We start from the raw sequence: 23,782 nt of genomic DNA on the forward strand, positions 1-23,782 counted from the left end.
TGTTGGAATGCGGAAAAACGTAGGAAATCGTTGTGGCGAGGGGATTTATCCCCGTTCGACTGCGAAGCAGTCGCCTGTGGTTGGGGCTGCTGCGCAGCCAGCGGGGATAAATCCCCTCGCCACAGGGACTGCCTTACCTGATCAGAACTGCCAATCCAGCGTCAGCCCCATGCCATGGCTTTTGTCCCGGGATCCGAGCAGGCCGTTGTAGTCCAGGTTGACCCGCACATCCTTGGCCACCGCCAGCCCGGCACGGGCACCGATCACGGCGGCGTTGCGGTCCATGGACACGCTCTGCACCGCAAAGGTGTTGCTGCTGCCGGCGAAGGCCAGGTCCTGTTCCGAACGGGTATTGCTCAAGTTGTGCTGCCAGCCGAGGGAGCCGGAGAGCTCCAGCTGCTGTTTCTCCGAGAGCGCCAGGCTGCGGCTGGCTCGCACACCCAGGGTCGAAAGCAGCGCATCGCGACGGTCGTCGTTACCTCGCAGCGCGGCGTTGTCGCCTTTTTCATGGAAGCTGTCGCTGTCCAGATGCACATAGGCCAGGTTGGCAAACGGCTCCAGGGCCAGCGGCTGCACGTCGAGGCGGTAGGCGGCTTCGGTGAAGAACTGGGCGGTCTGGGCGTCGCGCTTGGTTTTCTCCCGGCCGCTGACATCACCCCATTGCACGTCCCGTTTGACGTCGATGCGATGCCAGCTGTAGGCACCGCCGACGGTAAGGCGCACGGCGTCGATTTCATGCCCCAGGTAGGCGCCCAGGTGATAGCTGTCGGCCTTGGCCGACGAGTGCGTGCCATCGCCCATGCTCAATGAACTGTCGCTGTAGCCGGTGACGACACCCAGGCGAGTCTGCTCGCCGATCAACCCATCGGCCCCCACCAGCAGCCCGCCAATGGAGCTGTTGGCGCTGGCATTGTCATTGCCGCCATCGCTCTTGCCCCAGGCCCCGAGCACCTTGACCCAGACGTTGCTGTCGGCAGTGCTCGGGGTATTCGCGTCATACAAGGCGTCCTGGCGCAAGCGATCACCGACGGCTTCACGCAAGTGGCGGCTGTCGTTGATCAGCAACGTGCCGACAGCCGGGTGGATTTCGCCAGAGAGTTGCTGGAAGGCTTGCTGCGCCGCGGCGGCACTGGGCGATAACAACAAGGCTTCGTAAAGGCCGTTGCCGGCGCCCAGTTGCTCCGCGGCGGTCGCTACGGAGCGCTGGTTGGGCGTCAGGCCAAGGCTGGCGAACGACACGGCGTTGCGCTCGACCGCCAGTTGAATGCCACTGGCGCTGTAGGCCAGGTCGCCGCCGAGAAACGCGTAATTGGGCAAGACCTGGCCAAAACGCCCGTCGATACCGCCGGCGGCCTGCAGGATGTTGAACTGCGTGCCCAGCAGGCTCTTCACCTCACGGGCCGTGAGCAGCGTCGGGCTGTTTTCCAATGACAGCGACACCGTAGCGCCGTCGATGGAAGCCTTGCCGCCCGCCACGATCAAATCGCTGGAGGTCGGCGAAACCTCCACTGCGTAGGTCGAACCCGGCTCGAAGGTCACGTCTCCAGCCACCTGCAGTGTGCCGATGGAGTTGCCCGGTGCCACGCTGCCGCCGCGATTGGCGGTCAGGCCGGCAACGCGCCCGTTGCCGCCGAGGACGCCGCCGTCATTGACGGTCACCGTCGAGGCCAGTGAACCGTTGACGGCCAGTCGGCCTTCATTGACCAGGGTCGGCCCGCTGTAGCGGTTGTCGCCGGTCAGCACCAGAGTGCCGAGACCTTCCTTGGTCAGTCCGCCGTGGCCGGCGATGTCGTTGCGCCAGACATCCAGGCCACACTGGATCCCGCTGCACACGCGCTCGGTGGGCTTGCCGGCGTCGATGGTCGCGCCAATGCCCGGCAGGTCGACCACGAACTGGCCATCGCCGTAGGCCCCGTCGATCCGGAACGCTTCGGGAATGTCGGCCTCGGTCACCAACATCGACGGACCGTCGATGGCCTTGCCCAGGTTGATCATGCCCCAGCCGTACAGCGCATCGACGCCCGGCGCGCCCATGTCGGTGGCCGTGGTGCGCAGCACGCTGGCAACCTGGGCACCGGTCATGTACGGGAAGCGCTCCATCAACACGGCGACGCTGCCGGCCACATGGGGGGCGGCCATGGAGGTGCCGCTCTTGTTGCCGTAGCCCACGGTCAGGTCATCGGCGCTGGTGCCGCCGATCACCGCACTGTAGACCCGCGTGCCCGGCGCCGAGACGCAGAAACTGGCGGTGTAGCCGCAGCGCGACGAAAAGGTACTGATGGTGTAGGGATCGGGGCTGGTGGTATCCGGGTTGATCTGCAACGCCGCGACGGTCAGCCAGTTGGGGGCGATGTCCGGCACGAAATACGCCAGGCCGGCGATGGCGTCGGGGTTGTTGAGGTTGTAGTCGTTGCCGGCGGCGAAAATCGTCACGATGCCGCTGCGGGCCGCCGCGATGGCGCCCTCGTAGGCGCCGCCCGGCTTGGTCCCCAGCAGCGGGCGGATCTGGTCGAATTGCAACTGCGCGTCCTGCACGGTGAAGTGCGGGAACGCCGGGTCGCGCCCACCCTGGTCGAAGCGGTCGGTGATGCCGATGCCCCAGCTGTTGTTGATGATCCGTGCGCCGCTGGCGATCAGCGCGTCCCAACCGGCCTTGTACACCGCGCCGTCGTTGCCCAGGATGATGCCGTCCTCGGGGCCGGGGTCGCCGTTGTCGGCGCTGATGATCTGTGCGTTGAACGCCACGCCGTGCATTGGCCCACCGTCGCGGCTGCCGGCGGCGATCCCGCCGACGTGGGTGCCGTGGGAGCCCAGCTTGCCGTCGGAACCGACCGTGGGCGAACCGTCGTAGCGAAACGGATCACCGGCCTTCACCGGAATGTACGGGTCGGTGTACTCGCGGATGCCGCTGGTGACCAGGGTCACGACTTTATCGCTGCCGGAGAACTCCGGGTGGGCGGCATACACCGGCTGGTCGAAGATCCCCAGTTTCACGCCCTTGCCGGTGTAGCCGGCGGCATAGGCCTGCTGGGCGTTGATCGCGCCCAGGCCCCATTCGGCGTTGAATTCGCTGCTGCGCCAACTGTCCGGATCGCCTGCCTTGCCCGCCTCGACATACGGCGCCGCCTGCGCCGTGCCCAGGCTCGCCAGTGCACAGAGCATGGCGTGGTTGAGGGCCTTGGGCACAAACACGCGACGGGTTCTTGCGGGTTGTTTTTTGTTATCAGTCTTCATCAACGAACCTTCCTTAGTGGCTGCAAAAATCCTGTGCTGACCTATGCCGGTCCCCGTGGCGAGGGAGCTTGCTCCCGCTGGGCTGTGCAACAGCCCCTGCTTGTGAGCGCTTCGCACTCAAGCGGGAGCAAGCTCCCTCGCCACCAAGGCCGGACAGCCATCCCTAGTCAATGGCTGACGAACGCCTCATCCACCTTCGCCAGGTCCTGCGCCCCCAGCGTGCCGGCGTAGTAATGCAATTTGGTCCAGGCCATGAGGTAGTCGTAGCGGGCCTGGGCCAGGTCGCGGCGAGTGGTGTAGAGCTGTTGCTCGGCATTGAGCGCGTCGAGGTTGACCCGCTCGCCGCCGAGGATGCTTTGCCGGGTCGAGACCACCAGCGCTTCGGCCGAACCCAGGGCTTTCTGGTAGGCGCGCAATTTGTTCACCCCCGAGACGCAGGCGCTGAACTGGCGGCGCAATTCGATCAGCGTCTCGCGGGTCTTGGCGTCCAGCTCGTATTCGGCCTGCTCCATGTTGCGGCTGGCCTGGCGGGTGGACGCCGAGACCCCGCCGCCGGCGTACAGCGGCACGCTGATCTCGACGCCAATGGTGTTGGTGTCGTAGCGCTGGTTGTAGGTGTTGCCGCTTTCCGACTCGTTCTGGCGCATGGTCGCGTAGGCACTGACTTTCGGTAGATGCCCGGCGCGGTTGCGCTCGACCTCGAAACGCGCGACATCCACGGCCTGGCGCTGGGAGGCCAGGTTCGGGTTGTTGCTCACCGCCAGCTCATGCCAGCTGTCGAAGTTGGCCGGTTGCAGGCTGAAGGTCTGGAACGTGTCGTTCAGCGGTGCCAGATCGCCGATGTCCAGGGCCGGCACGCCGATCAACGCCCCCAGTTCGCGCAGGGACGCATCCTGCTCGTTGCGAGCCTCGATCTCTTCCGCCGTGGCCAGTTCGTAGCGTGATTCGGCTTCAAGGATGTCCGTACGCGTGCCTTCGCCCTGGCGAAACAGCTCCTCGTTCTGGTGGAACTGCTGCTCGAAGGCCTTTTTCTTCGCCAGGGCAATGTCGATCTGGTCCTGGGCGAACAACGCCTGGGTGTAATAACTGAGCACCCGCACCAACAATTCCTGGCTCTTGCCGCGAAAGTTCTCGTCGGCGAACAGCGCCTGGGCGACGCCCTTGCGGTAAGCCGCGTAAGCCTCGTAGTCCAGCAAGGGTTGTTGCAGGGTCAGGCTGGAGCCATAGCTGCTGTAGTTGCGATCATCATGCTGGCTGGCGCCACGGTCATTGAGGTAGGTGACTTTCGATTGGTTGCGGCCCTTGTTGTAGCTGTAGCCCAGGTGCGGCAGCAGCCCGGCGCGACCAATGGCGCGGTTCTCCAGGCCCGCATCGCGTTCCTTGATCGCCCCCAGGTAGACCGGGTCGTTGCGCAGGGCCTGCTCATAGAGTTCAAACGGGCCCATGGCCCAGGCGTGGTCACACGCGCAAATGGCCAACAGGGCCAACCGGAAAAAACGCTTCATACCACAGCACACCTTATTCTTCGGTCAACGCAGAGCCGGCTCGGTCGAGCAGCGGTTTGAACAGGTAATTCAGGAGCGAGCGCTCGCCGGTGCGCACGAACATCTCCGCCGGCATGCCGGGCTTGATCACCAGGCCATTGAGCTTCTCCAGCGCACGGTCGCTGACGCTGCTGCGCAGGACGTAGTAAGGCGCACCAGTCTTCTCATCGATCATCTGGTCGGCGGACACCAGGCTGACTTCCCCCGGCACCCTCGGCGTGCGGTTCTGGTTGAAGGCGGTGAACAGGATGTCCACCGGCAAGTGCGTACCGACCTTGTCGACCAGGTTCACCGGCAAGTGCCCTTCCACCTCCAGGCGCGTGCCTTGGGGCACGATCTCCAGCAAGGTGTCGCCTTGGCGCACCACCGCGCCTTCGGTGTGCACACCGAGGTTGACGGCGATGCCGTCGGCGGTGGCGAGGATCTCACTGTGTTGCAGCTCGAACCCGGCGGACTTCAACTGCTGCTGCAAGGTTTCGCTCTTGAGCTGGGCGTCGGCCAGTTGACTGCGGACTTCTTTCTGGTATTCCTCGCCGTGCTGCTGCAGTTTGAGCCGCGACTCGACAATCCCCTGCTCCACCCGGCCGCTTTCGCCGCTGTTCTGCGCCAGTTCCTGCTGCACCTGCGACAACTGCCGCTGATAGTCCAGCAGTCGGTTACGCGGGATGTAGCCGTTGTCCGCCAAGGGTTGCAGGTTGCCCAATTGCAATCGCAGTGATTCGGCCTGGGCCGTCAGGTCACTGCGGGCGCGGCGCATGCCCGCCAGTTGCGCGGTGGCGCCGTCGATACTGGCGCGCAATGCCGCCTGCTCGCGGGCGAAGGCTTCGCGGCGGCTGCTGAACAGTTGCCGCTGGCCTTCGAGCACCAGGGCCAGGCGCGGGTCCGGGTCGTGGCTCAACTCGGCCGGGAAGCTCACACGGGCCAGGTTATCGCGCTCGCTCTGCCAGCGTGCCAGGCTGGCCCAGGCCATGCGGTACTGGGCTTGCAGCGATTGGACGTCGGCGTCGGCCTGGGTCTGGTCCAGGCGAAACAGCGGTTGGCCCTGCCTCACCGCCTCGCCTTCGCGCACCAGGATCCGGCTGACCACGCCGCTGCTCATCGACTGCACCGCCTTGCGCTTGCCAGACACCACCACGGTGCCCTGGACCGGGATGCCCTGGTCCAACGGCGCCAGGCTGGCCCAAGTGAAGAAACTGCCGGCGCCAATGAGCGCCAGTGCCCAGCCGATGCGGGTGAAAAACCGCGCATCGCGCTCGGGGCTTTCGAAGATCCGGGTGTGTTCGAGGTTCATGTCGCGATCCTGGCTCATGCGCCGCTCGGCTTGTTGGCTGTCGGGTAGTGGCGGCTCATGCTCAGGCCGGTGGGGGCGGCCTGGGGTTTGTCCCGGGCCGACTCCGCCTGGCCGGACAACGCCCGCAGCACGTCCTGGCTGGGGCCGAAGGCCTGCAAGCGGCCTTCGTTGAGCACCAGCAGCTTGTCGGCCTGGGCCAATGCCGAGGAACGATGCGTCACCAGCACCACGCTGGTGCCCTGGGCTTTCATCTGCGCGATGGCACTGGCCAATGCCGCTTCGCCCACCGTGTCCAGGTTGGAATTGGGCTCATCGAGCACCACCAGGCTCGGCCGGTCATACATCGCCCGGGCCAGCGCCACCCGTTGCTTCTGCCCGCCCGAAAGACCGCTGCCGTCTTCCCCCAGCACCGTGTCGTAGCCCTGGGGCATGCGCAGGATCAGTTCATGAACGCCGGCCTGTTGCGCCGCGGCAACGACCTTCTGCGGGTCGGCCTCGCGAAAGCGAGCGATGTTCTCGGCAATGCTGCCGCTGAACAGCTCGATGTCCTGGGGCAGATAGCCGATGTAGGGACCCAGTTGGTCGCGGTTCCAACGATGGATGTCGGCCCCATCGAGGCGCACGGTGCCACCCAGGGTTGGCCAGACGCCCACCAGCACCCGGGCCAGGGTCGACTTGCCGGACCCCGATGCGCCTAATACGCCGAGCACTTCCCCCGCCGCCAGGCTGAAACTGACCTGTTGCAGCGTCGCGTTGCGTTGCCCCGGCGGGCCGGCACTGACCTGTTCAAAGCTGACCTGGCCCTTGGGCGCCGGCAGCGCCATGCCTTCGTCCCGGGGAGCAAACGCCTGCAACAGCGCATCGAGGCGGCGATAGGCCAACTTGGCGCCGCTCCACTGCTTCCACACGGCGATCAACTGGTCGATGGGGCTCAGCACCCGCCCCATCAGGATCGAGCCGGCGATCATCATCCCGGCGGTCATCTGGCCCTTGATCACCAGCAGCGCGCCTAAACCCAAGACCAGGGATTGCAGGCACAGGCGCAAGGTCTTGCTCACGGAACTGATCACCGCGCCGGTGTCGCTGGCCCGGTTCTGCAGGCCGAGGAACCGCGAATGCACGGCGAACCAGCGGCTGCGCAGCGCGTCGAGCATGCCCATGGCCTGGATGGTCTCGGCGTTGTGCAAATGGCTGGTCGCCAATTGGCTGGACTGCTGCGAATAGACACTGGCCTGCCCCAGCGGCTTGCGGGTCATGACCTCGTTCAGGCAGGCCAGGCCGATCAACAACGCTGTGCCGACACTGGCGAACACCCCGAGCCAGACATTGAACAGGTAGATCACCAGCAGGTAGACGGGAAACCACGGCGCATCGAAGAACGCGAACAGCGCCGGCCCGGTGACGAATTGGCGCAGTTGGGTCAGGTCGCCCAAGGACTGCCCGGCGTTGCCCTCGCCCTGGCGCAGGTTGCGCTCGAACGCAGCTTTGTATACCTGGAGGTTGAAACGTCGCTCCAACTGGCTGCCGATGCGGATGACGACGAAACTGCGCACCATCTCCAGCAACCCGATGAACACAAAGAAGCCGACAACCATCAGCGACAACATCAACAAGGTCGTTTCGTTTTGCGAGGACAGCCCACGGTCATAGACCTGGAGCATGTAGATCGACGGCGCAAGCATCAGCACATTGATCAATGCGGTAAAACATCCGACGCTGATCAAAATACTTTTATATTCGCCCAGGGCTTTAAACAGCGGCACCGCCCCGGCACTCCTTGCCTTATTCATGCATCTTCCTTGCGTGTTGGCTGTATCAGGCCGCCTGGCCGTTAATCAACTTACTGATTCTTAGCGCCACTGTGGTTAGTGCGTGACTTGCGACTTATTACGTTCAAGCCTAACTACCAAACCGGACTTCAACGTCACTTGATAACGGTCTTGCTGGCGCAGCCCCAGATGAACCCGGGTGTTGTGCTGGCCGATCAACGAAAGACCGTCGGGTTCGGTAAACCACTGCACCGGTTCCTCTCCCAACCAATGCCCCAGGCATTCGGTTTGCCCGCCCAGGGTCTGGTCCACCTTGAGTTCCACCAGGCAGGTGTTGGAGGGTTTGTCCTGCAATGCCTGGCTCTGGGCGTCATCCTGTGGGCCCGACAGCACGGCCAGCCATTGACCGGCCAACTGCGAGGGTTCTATCAACAACAGGCTGCGGGCCATGGTGGCGTCTCCGAAAAACAGCATCAGCGTAGCGAGTGTCCAGGCGGTTGCCGAAAGCCTGCAAGGCATGGTGTGTTCTCGCGTTCAAAAGGTCTGGATTGTGTGGCGAGGGGCGTTACCCCTCGCCACGTTACTCAAGCTGACATCACGCTACGATATCCGTGACCGCCGCCTGGCCGACGGTGTTGACCAGGAAGTCCGCCACGCCATGCCCGGAGAAGTCCACCGACAGCAGGCTGTTGCCACCCGATGTCGACAGCACGGCGTCGCCCGCGGCACCGGTGAACGCGTTCACGAAGTGCAGGCCCGCGCCCTTGGTGATGCCGGTCAGGTCGATCTTGTCCAGGCCGCTGACAAAGTCGAGGATCTGGTCCGCCGCACCGGGCCGCGAGTCGCTGCTGGCCGCGAACACGAAAGTGTCCGACCCCGAGCCGCCCCACAGCTTGTCGGCTCCACCCGCCCCCCAGAGGATGTCGTTGCCAGCACCGCCCTTGAGTTCGTTGGCGACCGCGTTGCCGATCAGCAGATCGCTGCCCGAACCGCCGATGGCGTTCTCGACGATCGCGCCCTTGGCGATGGACACGTTGCCCACCAGGCCACCCACGTCAGAGAACGAGGCATCGTTGAGGTTGATCTTCTGGTTCTGGGTGAAGCCGGAGAAGTCCAGGGTGTCGCGACCGCCCGCGTCCCAGACCGAGAACACGACTTTGTCCGAGGAGGACGTGGCGCTGAGGAAATCCCGGCCGGCGTTGGAGTTGAAACCGTAGGTGGTATCGCCCGTGCGGATGTTGGTGTTGGCGCCGTAGAGTTTTTGGATGGCCGCAATGTCATCCATCAGCGGGCCGGAGGAATAGGCTTCGACGCCGCCCTTGCTGAAGTTCTGGTTGGTGTTGCTCTCACTCCAGTAACTCATGACGCTGTAGCCACGGGTGTCCTGGCCATAGGTGGCGTCATCGTAGGTCGGTGCGCCTTCGCCGGCGTTGTAGTCACCGGGGTGCGCCAGGCCCAGGGTGTGACCGATCTCGTGGGTCAGGGTCTGGCGACCGTAGTTGTTCAGGTCAGGGTTCTTGTTCTGGGTGTAGCCGCTGTTGATCAGGTACCACGAGGTGCCGTCGTAGCCGGCACCGGTGCCCGGCAGGTAGGCGAATGCCGCCGCGCCATCCTGGCCGCTGCTGTAGTTGCCGAAGGTCATGTGACCGTCGCCGCCGCTGGCCTTCTCGGTAAACGTGACGTTGGCCACGTCTGCCCAGGACTGCATCGCCAGGGCTGCCTGGGCTTTCTGCTGGGCGCTGAACTGGCTGAAGCCGCTGATGCCATGCTTGTTCATGGTGCTCGAAGAAGCGGACGTCAGGAACGTGTAGGTCAGCTCGATCTTGCCGCTGCCATCGCGGTCCTGGTACGCCGCGCCGTCACGCAGCAGCTGCGTGGCCGCCTGGTCGACGGAATAGGACGGTTTGCCGTTGACGGTCAGGTTGCCGCCACGATCGTATTGGTGGCTGAAACTATTGATCTGATTGAACGCACTGCTGGCGGCCGCCAATGATTGCGGGGCCCAGAGCAGTTGTTCGGCGGAATCAATAGCGCTGTTTTTGACTTTCGACATAAACGCACTTCCTTGTTTGCAAATGGAACATTTTTCAGACGACAGGCGATCTCTGGCGAGATCGTCCTATCACTCGCCCAATGAGGGACGTAAGAAACCTGACACAATTGGAAATCAAACGTCTAGCAGTTTTTTCGAGGTCAATTTCTGTTCCTAGCCTTCATGCCCACAAACAACAGGTTTCGCCCGTTACGTACTCACTAGTTAAAAATTCGAATGCCGATTGTCGGACAAAACTCTATTTAAATATTAAATAGCGACAACTAACCATTTTCCCGAAAGCAGCACTTACGCCAACTAAGTGCCAGCGAAGTGCTATTAATCAATATCTACTAAATCGCCATGGATTTGCGCGCGCACACTTCCCGCAGGCAGCCCCGAAGCCAGCGATGCACCGGGTCGGCATCCATGCGCGGGTGCCACAGCATGGCAATGGTGAACTCCGGCACCGGAAACGGCAGCGCGAAGCTGTGCATGCCCATGCGCAGGCTAGCGGTGTAGCGCGCCGGCACGCTGGCAACCAGGTCGCTGGAGCGGGCCAGCCCCAACGCCGACGAAAAGCCTGGCACGGTGGTGACAATGTCCCGCGACAGGCCCAATGGTTCCAGGATCCGGTCGATGGGCCCTTGATCGAGAAAACGCATCGAAACCCCGATATGCCGACACGCCGCATAGCCCTCGGCGGTGATGGCGGCCTGGCTCAGCGGGTGTCCGGCGCGCACCACCCCGATCAAGCGATCACCGAACAGCGCCTGGGTCCGCAGCTCCGGGCTGGTGTCCTTGTCGACGACCGCGGTTTCCAGGTCCACGGTACCCTCGCGCAACGCCGTGCTGTCGCGGTTGGCCTTCTCCACGAAACGCAGGCGTACGCCGGGCGCCTGCTCGTTGATGCGGGCAATCAGGTCGATGGCGAAGTTCTCGACGAAGCCCTCGCGGGTGCGCAAGGTGAAGGTTCTGTTCAACTGGCCCAGGTCCGGCGTCGCGACCGGCCGCAGCGCCGCCTGGGCCTCTTGAACCAGATGGCTGACCTGTTCGCGCAGCGCCAGGGCACGGGGCGTTGGCACCAGCCCTCGCCCGGCCCTGACCAGAAGCGGATCCCCCGTGGTTTCGCGCAACCGGGCCAGCGCCCGACTCATCGCCGACGGGCTCAACCGCAGTCTTCGCGCCGCACGGGCCACGCTACCTTCGGACAGCAGCACATCCAGGGTGACGAGCAAATTGAGGTCGGGAACGGACATGGCAGGGCCCTAGCGTAAATAGATGGCGTTGGGTGCAGCTATAACGTGCAAACGCTGCGTCTTCCGCCATGTTATGCCCAGGCGTAACGTTCTGACAGCGCCACGTTCAAGGCCGCAGACACAGGTGACCCAATGAAAACCCATGTTCCGCCGACAACCACCCACCCCCTTCCCTCTGCCTCGCGCGGGGCCTTGGCCAGCTTGGCGCTTTCGACGCTGCTGGCGTCCCTGGGCGCGAGTGTCGCCACGGTGGGCTTGCCGACCCTGGCCCAGGCATTCGAGGCATCCTTCCAGCAAGTCCAGTGGGTGGTGCTGGCGTACCTGCTGGTGATAACCACGCTGATTGTCAGCGTCGGGCGCCTGGGGGACCTGATGGGTCGGCGCAGACTGTTATTGATCGGCATCGCGCTGTTCACGGCCGCCTCGGCAGGCTGCGGCGCGGCGCCTTCGCTAGGCTGGCTGCTCACCGGTCGAGCCCTGCAAGGCCTGGGTGCCGCCATCATGATGACGCTGACCCTGGCCCTGGCCAGTGACACCGTCAGCCAGGGCAAGACCGGCAGCGCCATGGGATTGCTGGCGACGTTGTCGGCGGTGGGCACCGCCCTCGGGCCGAGCCTGGGGGGAGCACTGATCAGCGGCTTTGGCTGGCAGGCCCTATTTCTGATCAATGTGCCCCTCGGCGTGCTTACCCTGGTACTGGCCTGGCGCTCGCTGCCGGTGCGACCACCCCAGGCGACTGGCGCGCGCTTCGATGTCTACGGCACGTTGGTGCTGGCAGCCACCCTCGGCGCCTACGCCCTGGCCATGACCTCCGGGCGTGGCGACTTTGGCGGGCGGAACGTGGTGTTGTTGCTGATTGCGGCCCTGGGCGTCGGGCTGTTTGTGTGGGTCCAATCCCGGGCCGTCTCGCCGCTGATCCCGTTGACCGCATTCCGGGACCGCCTGTTGGTGTCCGGGTTGGCAACGAGTGCCGTAGTCGCCACGGTGATGATGGCGACGTTGCTGGTCGGCCCCTTCTACTTGTCGATCGCCCTTGGCTTGCCGGCGGCACTCGTCGGCCTGGTGCTGGCGGTGGGTCCCTGCGTGGCCGCGCTGGCCGGCGTCCCGGCCGGGCGCCTGACCGACCGCATTGGTGTGCGCCCCATGCGCCTGGCGGGACTGGCCACCATGGTCCTTGGCAGTCTGATGCTGTCGCTGGTTTCACCGGCGCTCGGCATCGGCGGCTACCTTGGCGCCATCGTGGTGACGACCCTCGGCTACGCTTTCTTCCAGACGGCCAACACCACCGCCGTGATGGCCAATGTGGCCGCCCACCGGCGAGGCGTGATTGCCGGCCTGCTCAACCTGTCGCGTAACCTGGGCTTTTTCACGGGGGCATCGGTGCTGGGAGCGGTATTCGCCCATGCGTCGGCGACGCCTTATATCGGCAATGCCAGCCCCGAGGCAATCGCAAGCGGCCTGCACACCACCTTCGCCGTCGCCCTGGCCCTGGTCGTCCTGGCCCTGCTCATCGCCTTCAAATACCGCGCGCCAGAGCCCTTGCGCGAGGTTCAGGATGGCCTGCCCGAAGCATGATGGCAAAACAGAATCTACCGTTTAGGCCTTGATGCAGATCAAAAGAATTGAACCAATCGCTAAACGGACTGAAAAAAGCCACATGACATTCATTTTCAGGTGCTATTTTTAGTTCTCACTGGTAGGGCCAAGATGGCTCTTCCTTCCTGACATGAGCAAAAGGAAGCGCTCGATTGAAGAAGGTGGGCAACACATGAATAAAGGATCTTTCAGCAAGGTTACCTTCCCCAACGCCTGCCAGCTGATGCGCTGGCACTTTCATCCAATGGGCTTTGAAGCCAGCATGGACGCACCCGGCAGCATGGTCGCCCGATTGTTTGACCGTGCCAGTGGCGAGACCATGATCGCCATCGCCGGCATCCCCTGCGCAACCGTGATGAACGCCCCGGATGTGGAGCGCATCATTGAAGCAGTGGAAGCCGAGCTGGAAGCCTTCGTGCCACCGGTTGGCTTGCGCAGGTTTGCTTCCTGACCGATCAACTCACCCGCTCCACCAGTTGGAGCGGGTCGCGTCACAGCCATCGCGTTCCTCTAACCCCCCTGTGGGAGCGAGCTTGCTCTCGAAGGGGTCAGCTTCGCCGCCCCCTTACTTTCTGATCTACCGCTTCGCGAGCAAGCCCGCTCCCACAGGGGCCGAGCCGATTGCAGTTGCTCCTCAACGCCCACTTGGCCTGCCTCAACCATTGCGGGCCCGCCGATGGTCCGCAAAGAACGGTTTGCCCGTGCCGATACGATCCGAAGCCTTGGGGGCGTTCGCCGCCTGGCCATCCGGGGCATCGACATACCAGTAGCAGTGCTGCACCGCACGGGTGATGCCCACATACGCCAGGCGCAGGATTTCGTCCTTTTGCGCAGTGTCGTAGGGCTCGGTATCGCCGTCCTGGCCCAGCCCGGCCATTCGGTAGACCTGGTTCTTGTAGGGCGACCGGGTCAGGTGCTGGCAATCGCCTAGCAGGAACACCGCATCAGCCTGTAACCCCTTAGCGCTGTGATAGGTCATTTGCCTGAGCCGTCGTGTTTCGTACGGCAAGCTAGAATCCACATTAACAATTGGCGAAATATACTTTTCAATCAATGATTTATCGCTGCTTTTTCGATACAACATCAAGATTGAATCGCCCTTTTGATAGTGTTCTTCAAGCCGCCGAGCCAGGCCTTCGTCATCCCGATCCAACACGTTGACCGGGCTCAACGATCGAGACTGGCCGCTCGCCTTGGCCTTTTTCCCGGGGATCGCGGCGGCCGCTCGCACGATGTGCTCGGCGGCATCGATGATGTGCTGATGACTGCGGTAGTTATCGGTCAGCATCACCCGCGTGGTCGCCGGCGACGGGAACTGCTTGTTGAACGCCATGAAATAGCTTGGCGAACTGCCGCGCCAGCCATAAATCGATTGCCAATCATCACCGACGCACAGCAACGAAGAACGCTGGGCGCCGCGCCCCACGTGCATCGCCGGGCCTCGGCTGCGCACTTCGCGAAGGCTGGCGCGCAACCAGGAGACGATTTGCGGCGAAACGTCCTGGAACTCGTCGATCATCAAGTGCGACAGGGGCCTGAGCATGCTGTCGCTCAATAGCTTGAAGTTTTCCGGCGTCTGCTCGCTGAACAACGCGAACATCCGGTTGTAGGTCATGATCGGTGGCGACTGGTCCAGCAGGTGATCCTCGAAAGCCCGCCAGTAGCGACTCAATGCCTCGAAGAAGTAACGGTCAGGGTCGTCCTGGGCAAACGACATCCGCCCCACGGCATCCGGCACATCCAGGCCAAGGTTCTCGATAAAACCTGCGGCGGCGACAAAACAGTCCAGCAACGGCGCCGAGGCCAGTTCGCCCTTGACCTTGTAATCGAAGCCGGGACCGGCGCTGGCATCCCCCGCCAGCGAAGCCAGAACACGCTTGGATGAGTCATAGCTTTCAATCCAAATCAAAGGCTTACGACAGAAAGCTTGAAATAAGGTGCGCTTTACGGCCCACTCGGCGCGCACACTCAGCTTAGCCCCCGGACGACTCAGGCGAGCATCTTCCCGCGGATCGAAACCCAGCACGACCCAAGCATCCAGGGACGGGATGTAGCCGTGGCAGCGAAAGGTCGAGCCATTGATTTCAAAGGCTTGCCGCTTCGACTCGATGCCTTTGATAGGCCAGGCGCCGGCGCGCACCCACAAGTCTTCGATCGCGTCACACAACGCCTCATCGCGCTGGGCCGCCAACTCGGTCACGGCAACACGTTTTTGCACGTCCGGGTGATCGCGCTCCAGTTCCTTGAGTTGCAGCGCATGCCGGGACAGCGGCTTGATCAGCTCGCGAAATCGCTCGTCCCGGTGGTAAAGCCGGTGGTAGCAGGCATTGAGATGCTGGCGCTGGACATCATTGATGCGCAAATCAAAGGGGTTGCCCTGCCCATCGTCGTCATTCACCTCGCGGTGACTGAGGGCCTCGAACGCTTGAAGGCGCTCGAACCCGGGCAGGCTGCGGACCATCGGCAAGATCCGCGAGTGGAAGGTGCGCACGAGGTCACGCGCCTGCTTGAGGCTGATCGCACGCCCCCAGAGGCCAAATACGTCGATCAGCTTCTGGATGAAGTCCTTGCGCGACTCCCGGGTAAACGTCACCACGGTCATCGAGTCCAATTCGAAACCCAGGTAATGCACCAGCAACAGGATGCGCAGCACCAGCGTCGTGGATTTGCCCGCGCCCGCCCCGGCGACCACCGAGGTCGAGGGGGTGTCACTGAAAATCATTTTCCATTGCGCGGCGCTGGGTTGCCCATGGGCCGGCAGCAACCGGGCGACATCGGCCTTGATACGCTTCTTCAATTCGGCGTTCAACGGCAGGCGCCAGTCATCGAACAGCGAGTCATCGACCTGCGGGGCCGGGTGCTCCGTGCTGCGGGAATCACGGATCAACAGGACCTGGCGTCCATCTTCCAGCCCTTCTTTATAGCCATAGTCAAAACCGGCGGTATGGCCGCTGCGAAACCCGTCGGCCTGGCCGTGCAGCCAGGAACTGCGGTGCTGGGCTCGAAGCCGTGTCAGGCCATGACCAAAAAACCGCGCCGCCAGGCGTTTAAGCCACGGCATCTGCGCAAGAGGCAAGAGATCGGGAGGAAGATCGGGAGTGTGTTGAGACACGCGTAGGAACTCCGGTGTTCTGAAACATGGCAGACATGGTGTCTGCATTTGCCGTCAGGTTCCACCAGAAATCTTATTTGTCATGGGGTTAGGCGATGAAGTGAAAGGTATCTGGAGCTTTAAAGGCTTGTGTAGGGACGAGCCTGCTTGCGAAGGCGGTGCTTCAGTCGACATCTCTGTTGAATGTACTACCGCCTTCGCGAGCAAGCTCACTCCCACAGGAGGCGGATTGGCGTCATGCCTGGGGAAGTCATCTTCCACAGGCATGAACGCCCCACTCACTGCCCGGAGATCGCCCCGTCCACCAGGGTTTGCGCTTCGGCCACCAGTTGTTTGAGGTGATCTTCACCAATGAAGCTCTCGGCGTAGATCTTGTAGATATCCTCGGTGCCCGACGGACGAGCCGCAAACCAGCCGTTTTCGGTCATGACCTTCAACCCACCGATGGCCTGGTCGTTGCCCGGCGCGTGGCTGAGGATGTTCTGGATCTTCTCGCCGGCCAGTTCGGTGGACGCCACCTGCTCCGGCGACAATTTGCTCAACAATGCCTTCTGCTGCGGGCTGGCCTTGGCGTCGACGCGCACCGAGAACGGTTCGCCCAACTCTTCGGTCAGGGCGCGGTAAGCCTGGCTGGGGTCACGACCGGTGCGAGCGGTCATTTCGGCCGCCAGCAGCGCCGGGATCAGGCCGTCCTTGTCGGTACTCCAGACGCCACCGTCCTTGCGCAGGAACGATGCGCCGGCGCTTTCTTCACCGCCGAAGCCCAGGGAGCCGTCAAACAGGCCATCGGCAAACCACTTGAAACCCACCGGCACTTCATAGAGGCGCCGCCCCAGGCGCTTGGCCACGCGATCGATCAGGCCGCTGCTGACCACGGTCTTGCCCACGGCCGCATCGGCGCGCCATTGCGGCCGGTTCAGGAACAGGTAGTCGATGGACACCGCCAGGTAGTTGTTGGGAGCCAGCAGGCCACCGGATGGAGTGACGATGCCATGGCGGTCATGGTCCGGGTCGCAGGCGAAGGCCACGTCGAAACGTTCCTTCAAGCCGATCAACCCTTGCATGGCGTGGCTGGAGGATGGATCCATGCGGATTTGCCCGTCCCAGTCGACGGTCATGAAGCGGAAAGTCGAGTCGACCTGGGTGTTCACCACGTCCAGGTCCAGGCGATAGTGTTCGGCAATCGCCGGCCAGTAGCGCACCCCGGCACCACCCAGCGGGTCGACGCCCAGGCGCAGACCCTCCGCGCGGATGGCATCGAAATCGATGACGTTGACCAGGTCAGCCACGTAACTGTTGACGTAGTCGTGACGGTGGGTCGTGTCCGCCTTCAGGGCTTGTTCATAGCTGATGCGCTTGACCCCGGCCAACTCATTGGCCAGCAGCTCGTTGGCCTTGGCCTCGATCCATTTGGTGATGTGGGTGTCGGCCGGGCCGCCGTTGGTGGGGTTGTATTTATAGCCACCGCTTTGAGGCGGGTTGTGGGACGGCGTGATGACAATACCGTCCGCCAGCCCCGTGGTGCGGCCACGGTTGTAGCAAAGAATGGCGTGGGAAACCGCCGGTGTCGGGGTGTATTCGTCGCCCTCGGCGATCATCACGGTCACGCCGTTGGCGGCGAACACTTCCAGCGCGCTTGCGCCTGCCGGTGTCGACAGCGCGTGGGTATCGATGCCAATGAACAGCGGCCCAGTGATGCCCTGGGCTTCGCGGTACAGGCAGATCGCCTGACTGATGGCCAGCACGTGCCACTCGTTGAACCCCAGGTCGAAGGAACTGCCACGGTGGCCGGAGGTGCCGAACGCCACGCGCTGGGTGGCAACCGATGCGTCGGGGCGGCCGGTGTAATAGGCCGTCACCAGTCGCGGGATATCGATCAACAACCCTGCCGGTGCCGGCTTGCCCGCAAATGGACTGACTGTCATGCAAAACCTCTGGATAGAGTGGCTCGGGAAATGGGATGCAGTTTACTGACAGTTCGACCATGGCGCGATGGGTTCGATCCATCACCCGCCATTACGCGGGTTCGAGCCGCAGGGCATCGGCCAGTGCGCAGAGTGCCGCGTCCAGGTCCTGCGTGCCATTGAGGGCATGCGTCAGGCGCAGATGTTGTCCATACAGCCCCTGGAGGCTGAACAGTTCGCCAGGCGCGATGACGATGCGCTGGGCCAGCAGCCGCTGGAACACCCGCCGCAGGTCGACCTGCCGTGTCGACTGCAACCAGATCGTCGCCCCGCCCTGGGGCTCAGGCCAATGCAGGCTGTCCCCAAGCCGCTCGCGCAACAGCTGGTTTGCCGACACGGCGCTGTCGCGCAACAGGCGCCGCAACACCAGCAAGTGCTGGTCGACCCTGCCATTACTGTACAAACGGGCGATGGCTTTCTGGCGAATGGGTGACAGGCGAAAAGCCCGTAACAGGAAATGGCGCTGCAGATGCAGGGTCAGCTGGCGCGACAGCACGTAGCCATACGGTGCTTCCGGGCCGATGGTTTTCTCGAAAGTGGAATAGACGATCAGCCGATCGGGGTCGAGCAAGTCGCGAAACGGCACGGTGCCGGCTTCGAACGCCAGGTCGGTATAGCTGTCGTTCTCCAGCACCCAGGTCCCGTGCCGCTCCAGCAGCCGGGCGACGGCACGGCGGTTCTCGTCAGGCACGAGGGTCCCCCTGGGCATGTTCAGGATCGAAGACAGCATCACCAGGCACACCGTTTCGTTCACCAGCAAGTGTTCGAGCTGTTCAAGATCGAACCCCCCGGTGGCCTGAAGCGGCAGTTCGATGACGTTGACCCCGGCCGCCTGCAGCAGGCGCAGGACCGTCCAGTCGCAGGGTGATTCGATCAATACAGTGGCGTCCCGGAGCGCCAGCGCAGCGATCAGGATCTCCAGGACGCCCCGCAGGTCAGCGCCCAGATAGACGTCGTCGGCATTCCAGCATCGGGCCGGCGAAGAGGTGTAGCGGGCCGCCAGCGCCGTGCGTAACTCCAGCTCACCCCAGGGCTGCGAGGGCATTTGCGGGGAACGCGGGTACTGGCGCAGCAACTCGCGTTCGAGCAGCAACAGCGGACTGTCCAGCGGTTGCATGGACGCCGGCTCATCGGCACTGAGCACCCGCATGCCCGGCCGTCGCACATTGACGTATAGGCGCTCCAGCAGGTCGTCACCGCCCTCGAGGCTTGCTACGCAAGGCACCGGCAACGCGTAATAGCCGGATTTGGCGATCGAGTAGACCCGGCCCTCCTTCTCCAGCAATGAATACGCGTACTGGATGGTGGAAATCGACACGTTCAGGCGCTCGGACAATTGCCGCAATGACGGCAGGCGCACCCGGGCATCGACCCCCATCTCGTTGATCAGCGTGGTCAGGTACCGATAAACCGCCTGGTAGGCGAAGTCTGTCTCCCGGCAGCCCTTCATGGCATCAGGCCCAGGCGGCGAGCCCTGCCCGGCCGTGCCGCAGCGCCCGGCGGCATGACGGGAAGCAGGGTGCAGGAAACCATCAAGCCTCGCTCCTCAATGCCGGGCCGAGCGTTCGCACAGGTCATCATCGCCCTGCTCGGCTTGTGCCGCGTCGGCACCGTCCAAGGCCTGTTGCAGGTCATGTTCGGGCTGGTTTTCCAGCCGTTCCGAGCGCGTGACGCTCGACCGATACAACGTACCGAGCACGTCCATGGGCAAACCGCTGACATCGACCATCCAATGTGCCACCTGGTCGGCAATGGCCGCGCCCTGCATCGCCTTGTGCAGGTCCGGCATCGCCACCAGCATGCCCGGGTGGCAGCAGCGCAGGAAATGCTCCAGGCCCGCCCCCTCTTCCACGAACGGCGCAAACAGCATGCACACCAACTGCGTTTCGCTGAGCCCCATGATTTTCTGCGCCTCCTGGGCGGCCTGGACACGGCGCTGCGGGATTTGCAGGGGCGAACCGAACATCGCCTGCGCCTGCTCGCAGGCGTATTCCGGCAGTTGCTTGCGGTGCATGATCATCACCGCGCGCTGCGCGTAGTCCCCATACCCGGCTTCATAGCTGCGCCCATGCAGGTAGCAGGCCTGCAAGCCATGCAAGTGCGCCGACAGCAGCGGGCTGAGGTATTCGTTCTCGGACGTCGACGGAATGAGGTTCTCGGTCTGCACCCGCAGGAATTCATTGAACAAAGGCCAATTGGTGCCTTCCAGACGATCGACGGTCAAGTCATCGATACCGATGTGCCCCACCCGCCGACAGGCCTCGAAGTGACCTTCCGGCTGCCACGGGACCAAGTGCTCGGGACCGTAGACCTGCCCATAGAGCTCGCTGCCAAGGGTATCCAACTGGGCAAAGAGGCTGTCGAAACCGTTGCCGCTGTCGGCCACCAGGCCGATCTTGCCGGCCGCGCGCCGAAGCCCCGACATGAAGTTTTTCTGCTGGCGCGGCGTATCACTGCTGACCAGTGAGTCCACCCCCGCTTCCCAGCGCGCCATGTGCCGATAGAACTCCGCCATGGCCAGGTAACCCTCGTCCCCGACCTCCAGGGGGCTGTCCACCGAACGCAGGTGCCCCAGCACCAGCATGTCCATGCGATTGGCTTCGTGTCCCGCCACCGACAGCGGCTGCGTGTGATTGAACGGCACCACCTCGCGATTATCGGCCATCAGCAGCTCGACCCGAGGGTCGTCATAGACGAACAGCGCGCTGTAGCAGCGATGGATGTTTTCCAGGGTGGCCTGGGTGGTCTGGCTCAGGCGAGGCGTGGCCACGCGCAAGGCGAAGGTCGCTGGATGCCGGCCTGCGATGCTCAACTGTGCGGCTCGCAGTGCCGTCAGCACATAGAAGCCATCCCGGCTGCCGTTCTGCACTGTCAACACGCGATAATCACCCATCCGATCGATGCCTCCGGCGGCGACAATTAAACGCTGGATCAACAACTGCAATGCGGTTCGTTCTGCCCGGGAATAAAAACCCAACAGTCGCTGCAATACTTGTTGATACACGTGAGTCATTGCTTGCTCATGGATTGCACTCATAGCCATTTACCTGGAAATTCAACGGTCGGCGTCGCCTTCGCACCCACGGGCCGAGCGACGTATTGATCTGGATAGATTGTTCTAGTGCTGCAAAGAGTATTAGCAGTACATTCAAGCCTTGCTTGCTGTCATTATTTGATACATACGTTTGCGGATTCGCTCGCCGCCTTCAACCCACCCCTGAAAGCCGCATGGGCACTGGGCCTGGTTGATCCCCTAGCACGTCCTAGGAGATTTCCGACAACGTCCCACAGACAATGAGCACATGAAATAAGGAACTTGCCGAACTTGAATCGACGCCCCACTACAACCGGCGCGATTGACGATCGGTAGATAGGCTTACACCAAGTAAGGCTCAATGCACCTTGATTATAATTTGAAGGGCAACCCCCTTCGGAAAAGTTATACCACGCCACGACTTCTTCCTTGAGACGAAAACAAGCGTTCAATTATCAGGACTTAAACAATGATTGGAAGATACAGATTAAGGACAAAAACCAGTTCAGATGCGGGCGGGCAAACAGATCAGAAAGAGACGGCCCCAGCCAGGGCACTTGGGCAGGCAGGTACCCGGCAACGAGACCGGCAGCACAGGAAGGAAAGGCAGGCGCTCAGGCCGTAGGCAGCGCAAGAGCCGGGACACTGACTCTTGCGCGAGGCGTCGATCAGGCAGGATCGACGACTTGGAGGGCAACACGTTCGCGGCAAGGACATTCGTCCATGTAGCGATGAGCTTCGACAAACTCGGTGAATGGGAAGATCCGGGTCTTGAGGGGCACCACCACGCGGTCTGCTGTCAGTTGGTTGATGTCGCGCAGGGCCCGTTGCAAAGCCACTTGGTCCTGGACGATGCCCAGTTCCGGCTTGCCGGTAAAGTTGCCGATGCAATGCACGAAGAACTGGATGTTCTTCTGGAACGCCGCACACGCCGGGAACGGCGTCTGGTTGCCGCCCTGCAGGCCATACAGCACCAGGCTGCCACGCGGTGCCAGCACATCGCCGAGCAGCGACATCTGCGGCCCGCCGAGGCCGTCGAAGACCACGTCGACGCCACGGTTGTCGGTCAGCTTGTTGATTTGCATCAGCAAGTCCTGCTCCTCGGTGACGATGACCTTCTCGGCCCCCAGGGACAACAGGTATTCACGCTCGTCGGCCGTCTTGGTCGCCGCGATCACCCGCACGCCCAGGGCCTTGCCCAGTTGCACGAAGGACGGGCCGGCGCAGTGGCTGGCATCGGTGACCAGGGCGAACTGCCCCGGCTTGACCCGCGCCAGGTCGACGTAAGCGAAATAGGCGATCAGCAACGGCGTGTAGTGCACGGCCGCCTCGATCGGGCTGAGCACATCAGGGTAACGGGTCAGCGCGGTGCGCGGCAGCACGATGACTTCACCGTACACCGGATAATCGTTAGGGCTCTCGGCCGGGAAGCTGGCGACCTTGTCACCCACGACCAGGTCGTCGACACCCTCGCCCACGGCCGTGACCACACCGGCCATCTCATGGCCCAACCCGGAAGGCAGGCGGGCCTGGGACGAAGCCAGGTTCTGGCGCCACAAGGTGTCGTACCAACTGATGCCGATCGCTTCGACACGGACCTGCACTTCTCCTGGCGCAGGAAGAGCCGCCGCATGCTCTTCGCATTTGAGCACCTCGGCACCACCAAACTTGTGAAAACGGATCGTGCGGGACATCGCAAACCTCGTCAAAGTAACCTCTAATGCCATGAACTCTATCCGGGCTTTGTACCCAAGACCATCAGTGGCTATTAATAGTCGACATGCCTGTCATTGATTCCGCAGCAAGAAAATGAACCGTTCCTGTCGGCTTTATCCCTGGGAAACCCGAATTAGCCAGTGCAGAGTACCAGCCTTTCCCCGTAAGATTCATGCCGGCCATTGTTGCCATATGGCCGCCCACGTCAAGCTTACCGAATCAGCCAGGACCCCAGATGAATCGTAATGACCTGCGGCGTGTCGACTTGAACCTGTTGATCGTGTTCGAAACACTGATGCATGAGCGCAGTGTGACCCGTGCGGCCGAGAAATTGTTCCTCGGCCAGCCGGCCATCAGCGCCGCGCTGTCACGCCTGCGCAGCCTGTTCGATGACCCCCTGTTCGTGCGCACCGGCCGCAGCATGGAGCCTTCGGCCCGGGCGGTGGAGATATTCGCTCTGCTCTCCCCAGCCCTGGATTCGATTTCCACGGCGGTCAGCCGCGCCGCGGAATTCGACCCGGCCACCAGCACCTCGGTGTTTCGGATCGGCCTGTCGGACGACGCCGAATTCGCCCTGCTGCCGATGCTGCTCAAGCGCCTGCGGGCCGAAGCCCCCGGCATCGTGCTGGTGGTACGCCGCGTCAACTACATCCTGATGCCCGGACTGCTGGCCTCTGGGGAAATCTCCATCGGTGTCAGCTACACCGACGACCTGCCGGCCAACGCCAAGCGCAAGGTCTTGCGGCGCAGCATGCCCAAGGTCCTGCGGGCCGACACCGCGCCGGGACGCCTGACCCTGGACGAGTTCTGCGCCCGCCCCCATGCGCTGGTGTCCTTCGCCGGCGACCTCAGCGGCTTTATCGACGAAGAACTGGAAAAACTCGAGCGCAAGCGCCACGTGGTACTGGCCGTACCGCAGTTCAACGGCTTGAGCACCTTGCTGGCAGGCACCGACATCATCGCCACCGTGCCCGACTACACCGCCGACGCCCTCACCGCCGCCGGCGGCGTGCGCGCCGAAGACCCACCGATACCGGTGCGCAGCTTCGAACTGCACATGGCCTGGCGCGGCTCCCAGGACAACGACCCAGGGGAGCGTTGGTTGCGGTCGCGGATTCAGATGTTCTTCGGCGACCCCGATAGCTTGTAAATGGAGTTCCAGTGAATTCCATAAAAACATAGCTGGCCACTGACGTAGACCACCCCGCGGTGCACCACGTCGGGTACAGGG

15 protein-coding genes are annotated in these 23,782 nt (G+C 62.9%); 3 read left to right on the forward strand and 12 right to left on the reverse strand.

Features of this window, described 5'->3' with window-relative positions:
* Nucleotides 1-141 precede the first annotated feature (141 nt).
* From KI241_RS13575 to KI241_RS13605, 7 genes are all read right to left on the reverse strand, one after another.
* On the reverse strand, nucleotides 142-3,162 hold the full coding sequence (locus KI241_RS13575; RefSeq protein WP_244868293.1) for an autotransporter serine protease: 3,021 nt from the start codon (nucleotides 3,160-3,162) through the stop codon (nucleotides 142-144).
* A 239-nt stretch (nucleotides 3,163-3,401) separates the two neighbouring features.
* Entirely contained in the window at nucleotides 3,402-4,739 is a 1,338-nt protein-coding gene (locus tag KI241_RS13580; protein ID WP_042728840.1) for a TolC family outer membrane protein, read from the reverse strand.
* 13 nt (nucleotides 4,740-4,752) lie between these two features.
* Nucleotides 4,753-6,087 (reverse strand): HlyD family type I secretion periplasmic adaptor subunit, encoded by a 1,335-nt coding sequence (locus KI241_RS13585; RefSeq protein ID WP_042728841.1) that lies wholly within the window; start codon nucleotides 6,085-6,087, stop codon nucleotides 4,753-4,755.
* Entirely contained in the window at nucleotides 6,084-7,859 is a 1,776-nt protein-coding gene (locus tag KI241_RS13590) for a type I secretion system permease/ATPase (protein WP_053144654.1), read from the reverse strand. Before KI241_RS13590 ends, KI241_RS13585 begins: the two co-directional genes overlap by 4 nt.
* Before the next feature lie 75 nt (nucleotides 7,860-7,934).
* Nucleotides 7,935-8,357 (reverse strand): AprI/Inh family metalloprotease inhibitor, encoded by a 423-nt coding sequence (locus KI241_RS13595; protein ID WP_212803846.1) that lies wholly within the window; start codon nucleotides 8,355-8,357, stop codon nucleotides 7,935-7,937.
* A gap of 76 nt (nucleotides 8,358-8,433) precedes the next feature.
* Nucleotides 8,434-9,891: a serralysin family metalloprotease gene (locus KI241_RS13600; RefSeq protein ID WP_212803847.1), complete on the reverse strand. Its 1,458-nt coding sequence runs from the start codon at nucleotides 9,889-9,891 to the stop codon at nucleotides 8,434-8,436.
* Between the two features lie 332 nt (nucleotides 9,892-10,223).
* Nucleotides 10,224-11,129: a LysR family transcriptional regulator gene (locus KI241_RS13605; RefSeq protein WP_212803848.1), complete on the reverse strand. Its 906-nt coding sequence runs from the start codon at nucleotides 11,127-11,129 to the stop codon at nucleotides 10,224-10,226.
* Between the two features lie 132 nt (nucleotides 11,130-11,261).
* Between KI241_RS13605 and KI241_RS13610 the strand changes: the two genes are divergently transcribed.
* Both KI241_RS13610 and KI241_RS13615 read left to right on the forward strand, forming a co-directional pair.
* A complete protein-coding gene (locus KI241_RS13610; protein WP_212803849.1) occupies nucleotides 11,262-12,704 on the forward strand; it encodes an MFS transporter in 1,443 nt (480 codons plus the stop codon).
* A gap of 193 nt (nucleotides 12,705-12,897) precedes the next feature.
* Nucleotides 12,898-13,176: a DUF1652 domain-containing protein gene (locus KI241_RS13615; protein ID WP_003201764.1), complete on the forward strand. Its 279-nt coding sequence runs from the start codon at nucleotides 12,898-12,900 to the stop codon at nucleotides 13,174-13,176.
* Nucleotides 13,177-13,380: 204 nt separating this feature from the next.
* Here the strand turns inward: KI241_RS13615 and KI241_RS13620 are convergent, their stop codons facing one another.
* The 5 genes from KI241_RS13620 to KI241_RS13640 form a co-directional block, all read right to left on the reverse strand.
* The gene (locus tag KI241_RS13620) at nucleotides 13,381-15,837 is read right to left on the reverse strand and encodes a UvrD-helicase domain-containing protein (RefSeq protein ID WP_212803850.1); all 2,457 of its coding nucleotides are present in this window, start codon (nucleotides 15,835-15,837) and stop codon (nucleotides 13,381-13,383) included.
* Nucleotides 15,838-16,115: 278 nt separating this feature from the next.
* Nucleotides 16,116-17,762, reverse strand: a complete 1,647-nt coding sequence (gene pgm / locus KI241_RS13625) for a phosphoglucomutase (alpha-D-glucose-1,6-bisphosphate-dependent) (protein ID WP_042732663.1) — start codon at nucleotides 17,760-17,762, stop codon at nucleotides 16,116-16,118.
* Between the two features lie 91 nt (nucleotides 17,763-17,853).
* Nucleotides 17,854-19,251 carry a PLP-dependent aminotransferase family protein gene (locus KI241_RS13630; RefSeq protein WP_042730641.1) on the reverse strand — a complete coding sequence of 466 codons (1,398 nt, stop codon included), beginning with the start codon at nucleotides 19,249-19,251 and terminating at the stop codon, nucleotides 17,854-17,856.
* Nucleotides 19,252-19,347: 96 nt separating this feature from the next.
* Nucleotides 19,348-20,838 carry a hypothetical protein gene (locus KI241_RS13635; RefSeq protein ID WP_053144667.1) on the reverse strand — a complete coding sequence of 497 codons (1,491 nt, stop codon included), beginning with the start codon at nucleotides 20,836-20,838 and terminating at the stop codon, nucleotides 19,348-19,350.
* A 665-nt stretch (nucleotides 20,839-21,503) separates the two neighbouring features.
* Complete coding sequence (locus KI241_RS13640; protein WP_042730643.1) at nucleotides 21,504-22,529, reverse strand: zinc-dependent alcohol dehydrogenase family protein; 1,026 nt, start codon at nucleotides 22,527-22,529, stop codon at nucleotides 21,504-21,506.
* A gap of 257 nt (nucleotides 22,530-22,786) precedes the next feature.
* On the opposite strand from KI241_RS13640, the gene KI241_RS13645 reads away from it, so the two are divergent.
* The gene (locus KI241_RS13645) at nucleotides 22,787-23,701 is read left to right on the forward strand and encodes a LysR family transcriptional regulator (RefSeq protein WP_042730644.1); all 915 of its coding nucleotides are present in this window, start codon (nucleotides 22,787-22,789) and stop codon (nucleotides 23,699-23,701) included.
* The last annotated feature ends 81 nt before the right edge of the window (nucleotides 23,702-23,782 follow it).

The organism is Pseudomonas sp. Cab53, assembly GCF_018325965.1.
Lineage (GTDB): Bacteria > Pseudomonadota > Gammaproteobacteria > Pseudomonadales > Pseudomonadaceae > Aquipseudomonas > Aquipseudomonas chlororaphis_E.

Coding starts and splice junctions, on each gene's coding strand:
- KI241_RS13575 (WP_244868293.1), bottom strand. CDS start 3,162: ATGCTCTGTGCACTGGCGAGCCTGGGCACGGCGCAGGCGGCGCCGTAT.
- KI241_RS13580 (WP_042728840.1), bottom strand. CDS start 4,739: ATGAAGCGTTTTTTCCGGTTGGCCCTGTTGGCCATTTGCGCGTGTGAC.
- KI241_RS13585 (WP_042728841.1), bottom strand. CDS start 6,087: ATGAGCCAGGATCGCGACATGAACCTCGAACACACCCGGATCTTCGAA.
- KI241_RS13590 (WP_053144654.1), bottom strand. CDS start 7,859: ATGAATAAGGCAAGGAGTGCCGGGGCGGTGCCGCTGTTTAAAGCCCTG.
- KI241_RS13595 (WP_212803846.1), bottom strand. CDS start 8,357: ATGCCTTGCAGGCTTTCGGCAACCGCCTGGACACTCGCTACGCTGATG.
- KI241_RS13600 (WP_212803847.1), bottom strand. CDS start 9,891: ATGTCGAAAGTCAAAAACAGCGCTATTGATTCCGCCGAACAACTGCTC.
- KI241_RS13605 (WP_212803848.1), bottom strand. CDS start 11,129: ATGTCCGTTCCCGACCTCAATTTGCTCGTCACCCTGGATGTGCTGCTG.
- KI241_RS13610 (WP_212803849.1), top strand. CDS start 11,262: ATGAAAACCCATGTTCCGCCGACAACCACCCACCCCCTTCCCTCTGCC.
- KI241_RS13615 (WP_003201764.1), top strand. CDS start 12,898: ATGAATAAAGGATCTTTCAGCAAGGTTACCTTCCCCAACGCCTGCCAG.
- pgm (WP_042732663.1), bottom strand. CDS start 17,762: ATGACAGTCAGTCCATTTGCGGGCAAGCCGGCACCGGCAGGGTTGTTG.
- KI241_RS13630 (WP_042730641.1), bottom strand. CDS start 19,251: ATGAAGGGCTGCCGGGAGACAGACTTCGCCTACCAGGCGGTTTATCGG.
- KI241_RS13635 (WP_053144667.1), bottom strand. CDS start 20,838: ATGAGTGCAATCCATGAGCAAGCAATGACTCACGTGTATCAACAAGTA.
- KI241_RS13640 (WP_042730643.1), bottom strand. CDS start 22,529: ATGTCCCGCACGATCCGTTTTCACAAGTTTGGTGGTGCCGAGGTGCTC.
- KI241_RS13645 (WP_042730644.1), top strand. CDS start 22,787: ATGAATCGTAATGACCTGCGGCGTGTCGACTTGAACCTGTTGATCGTG.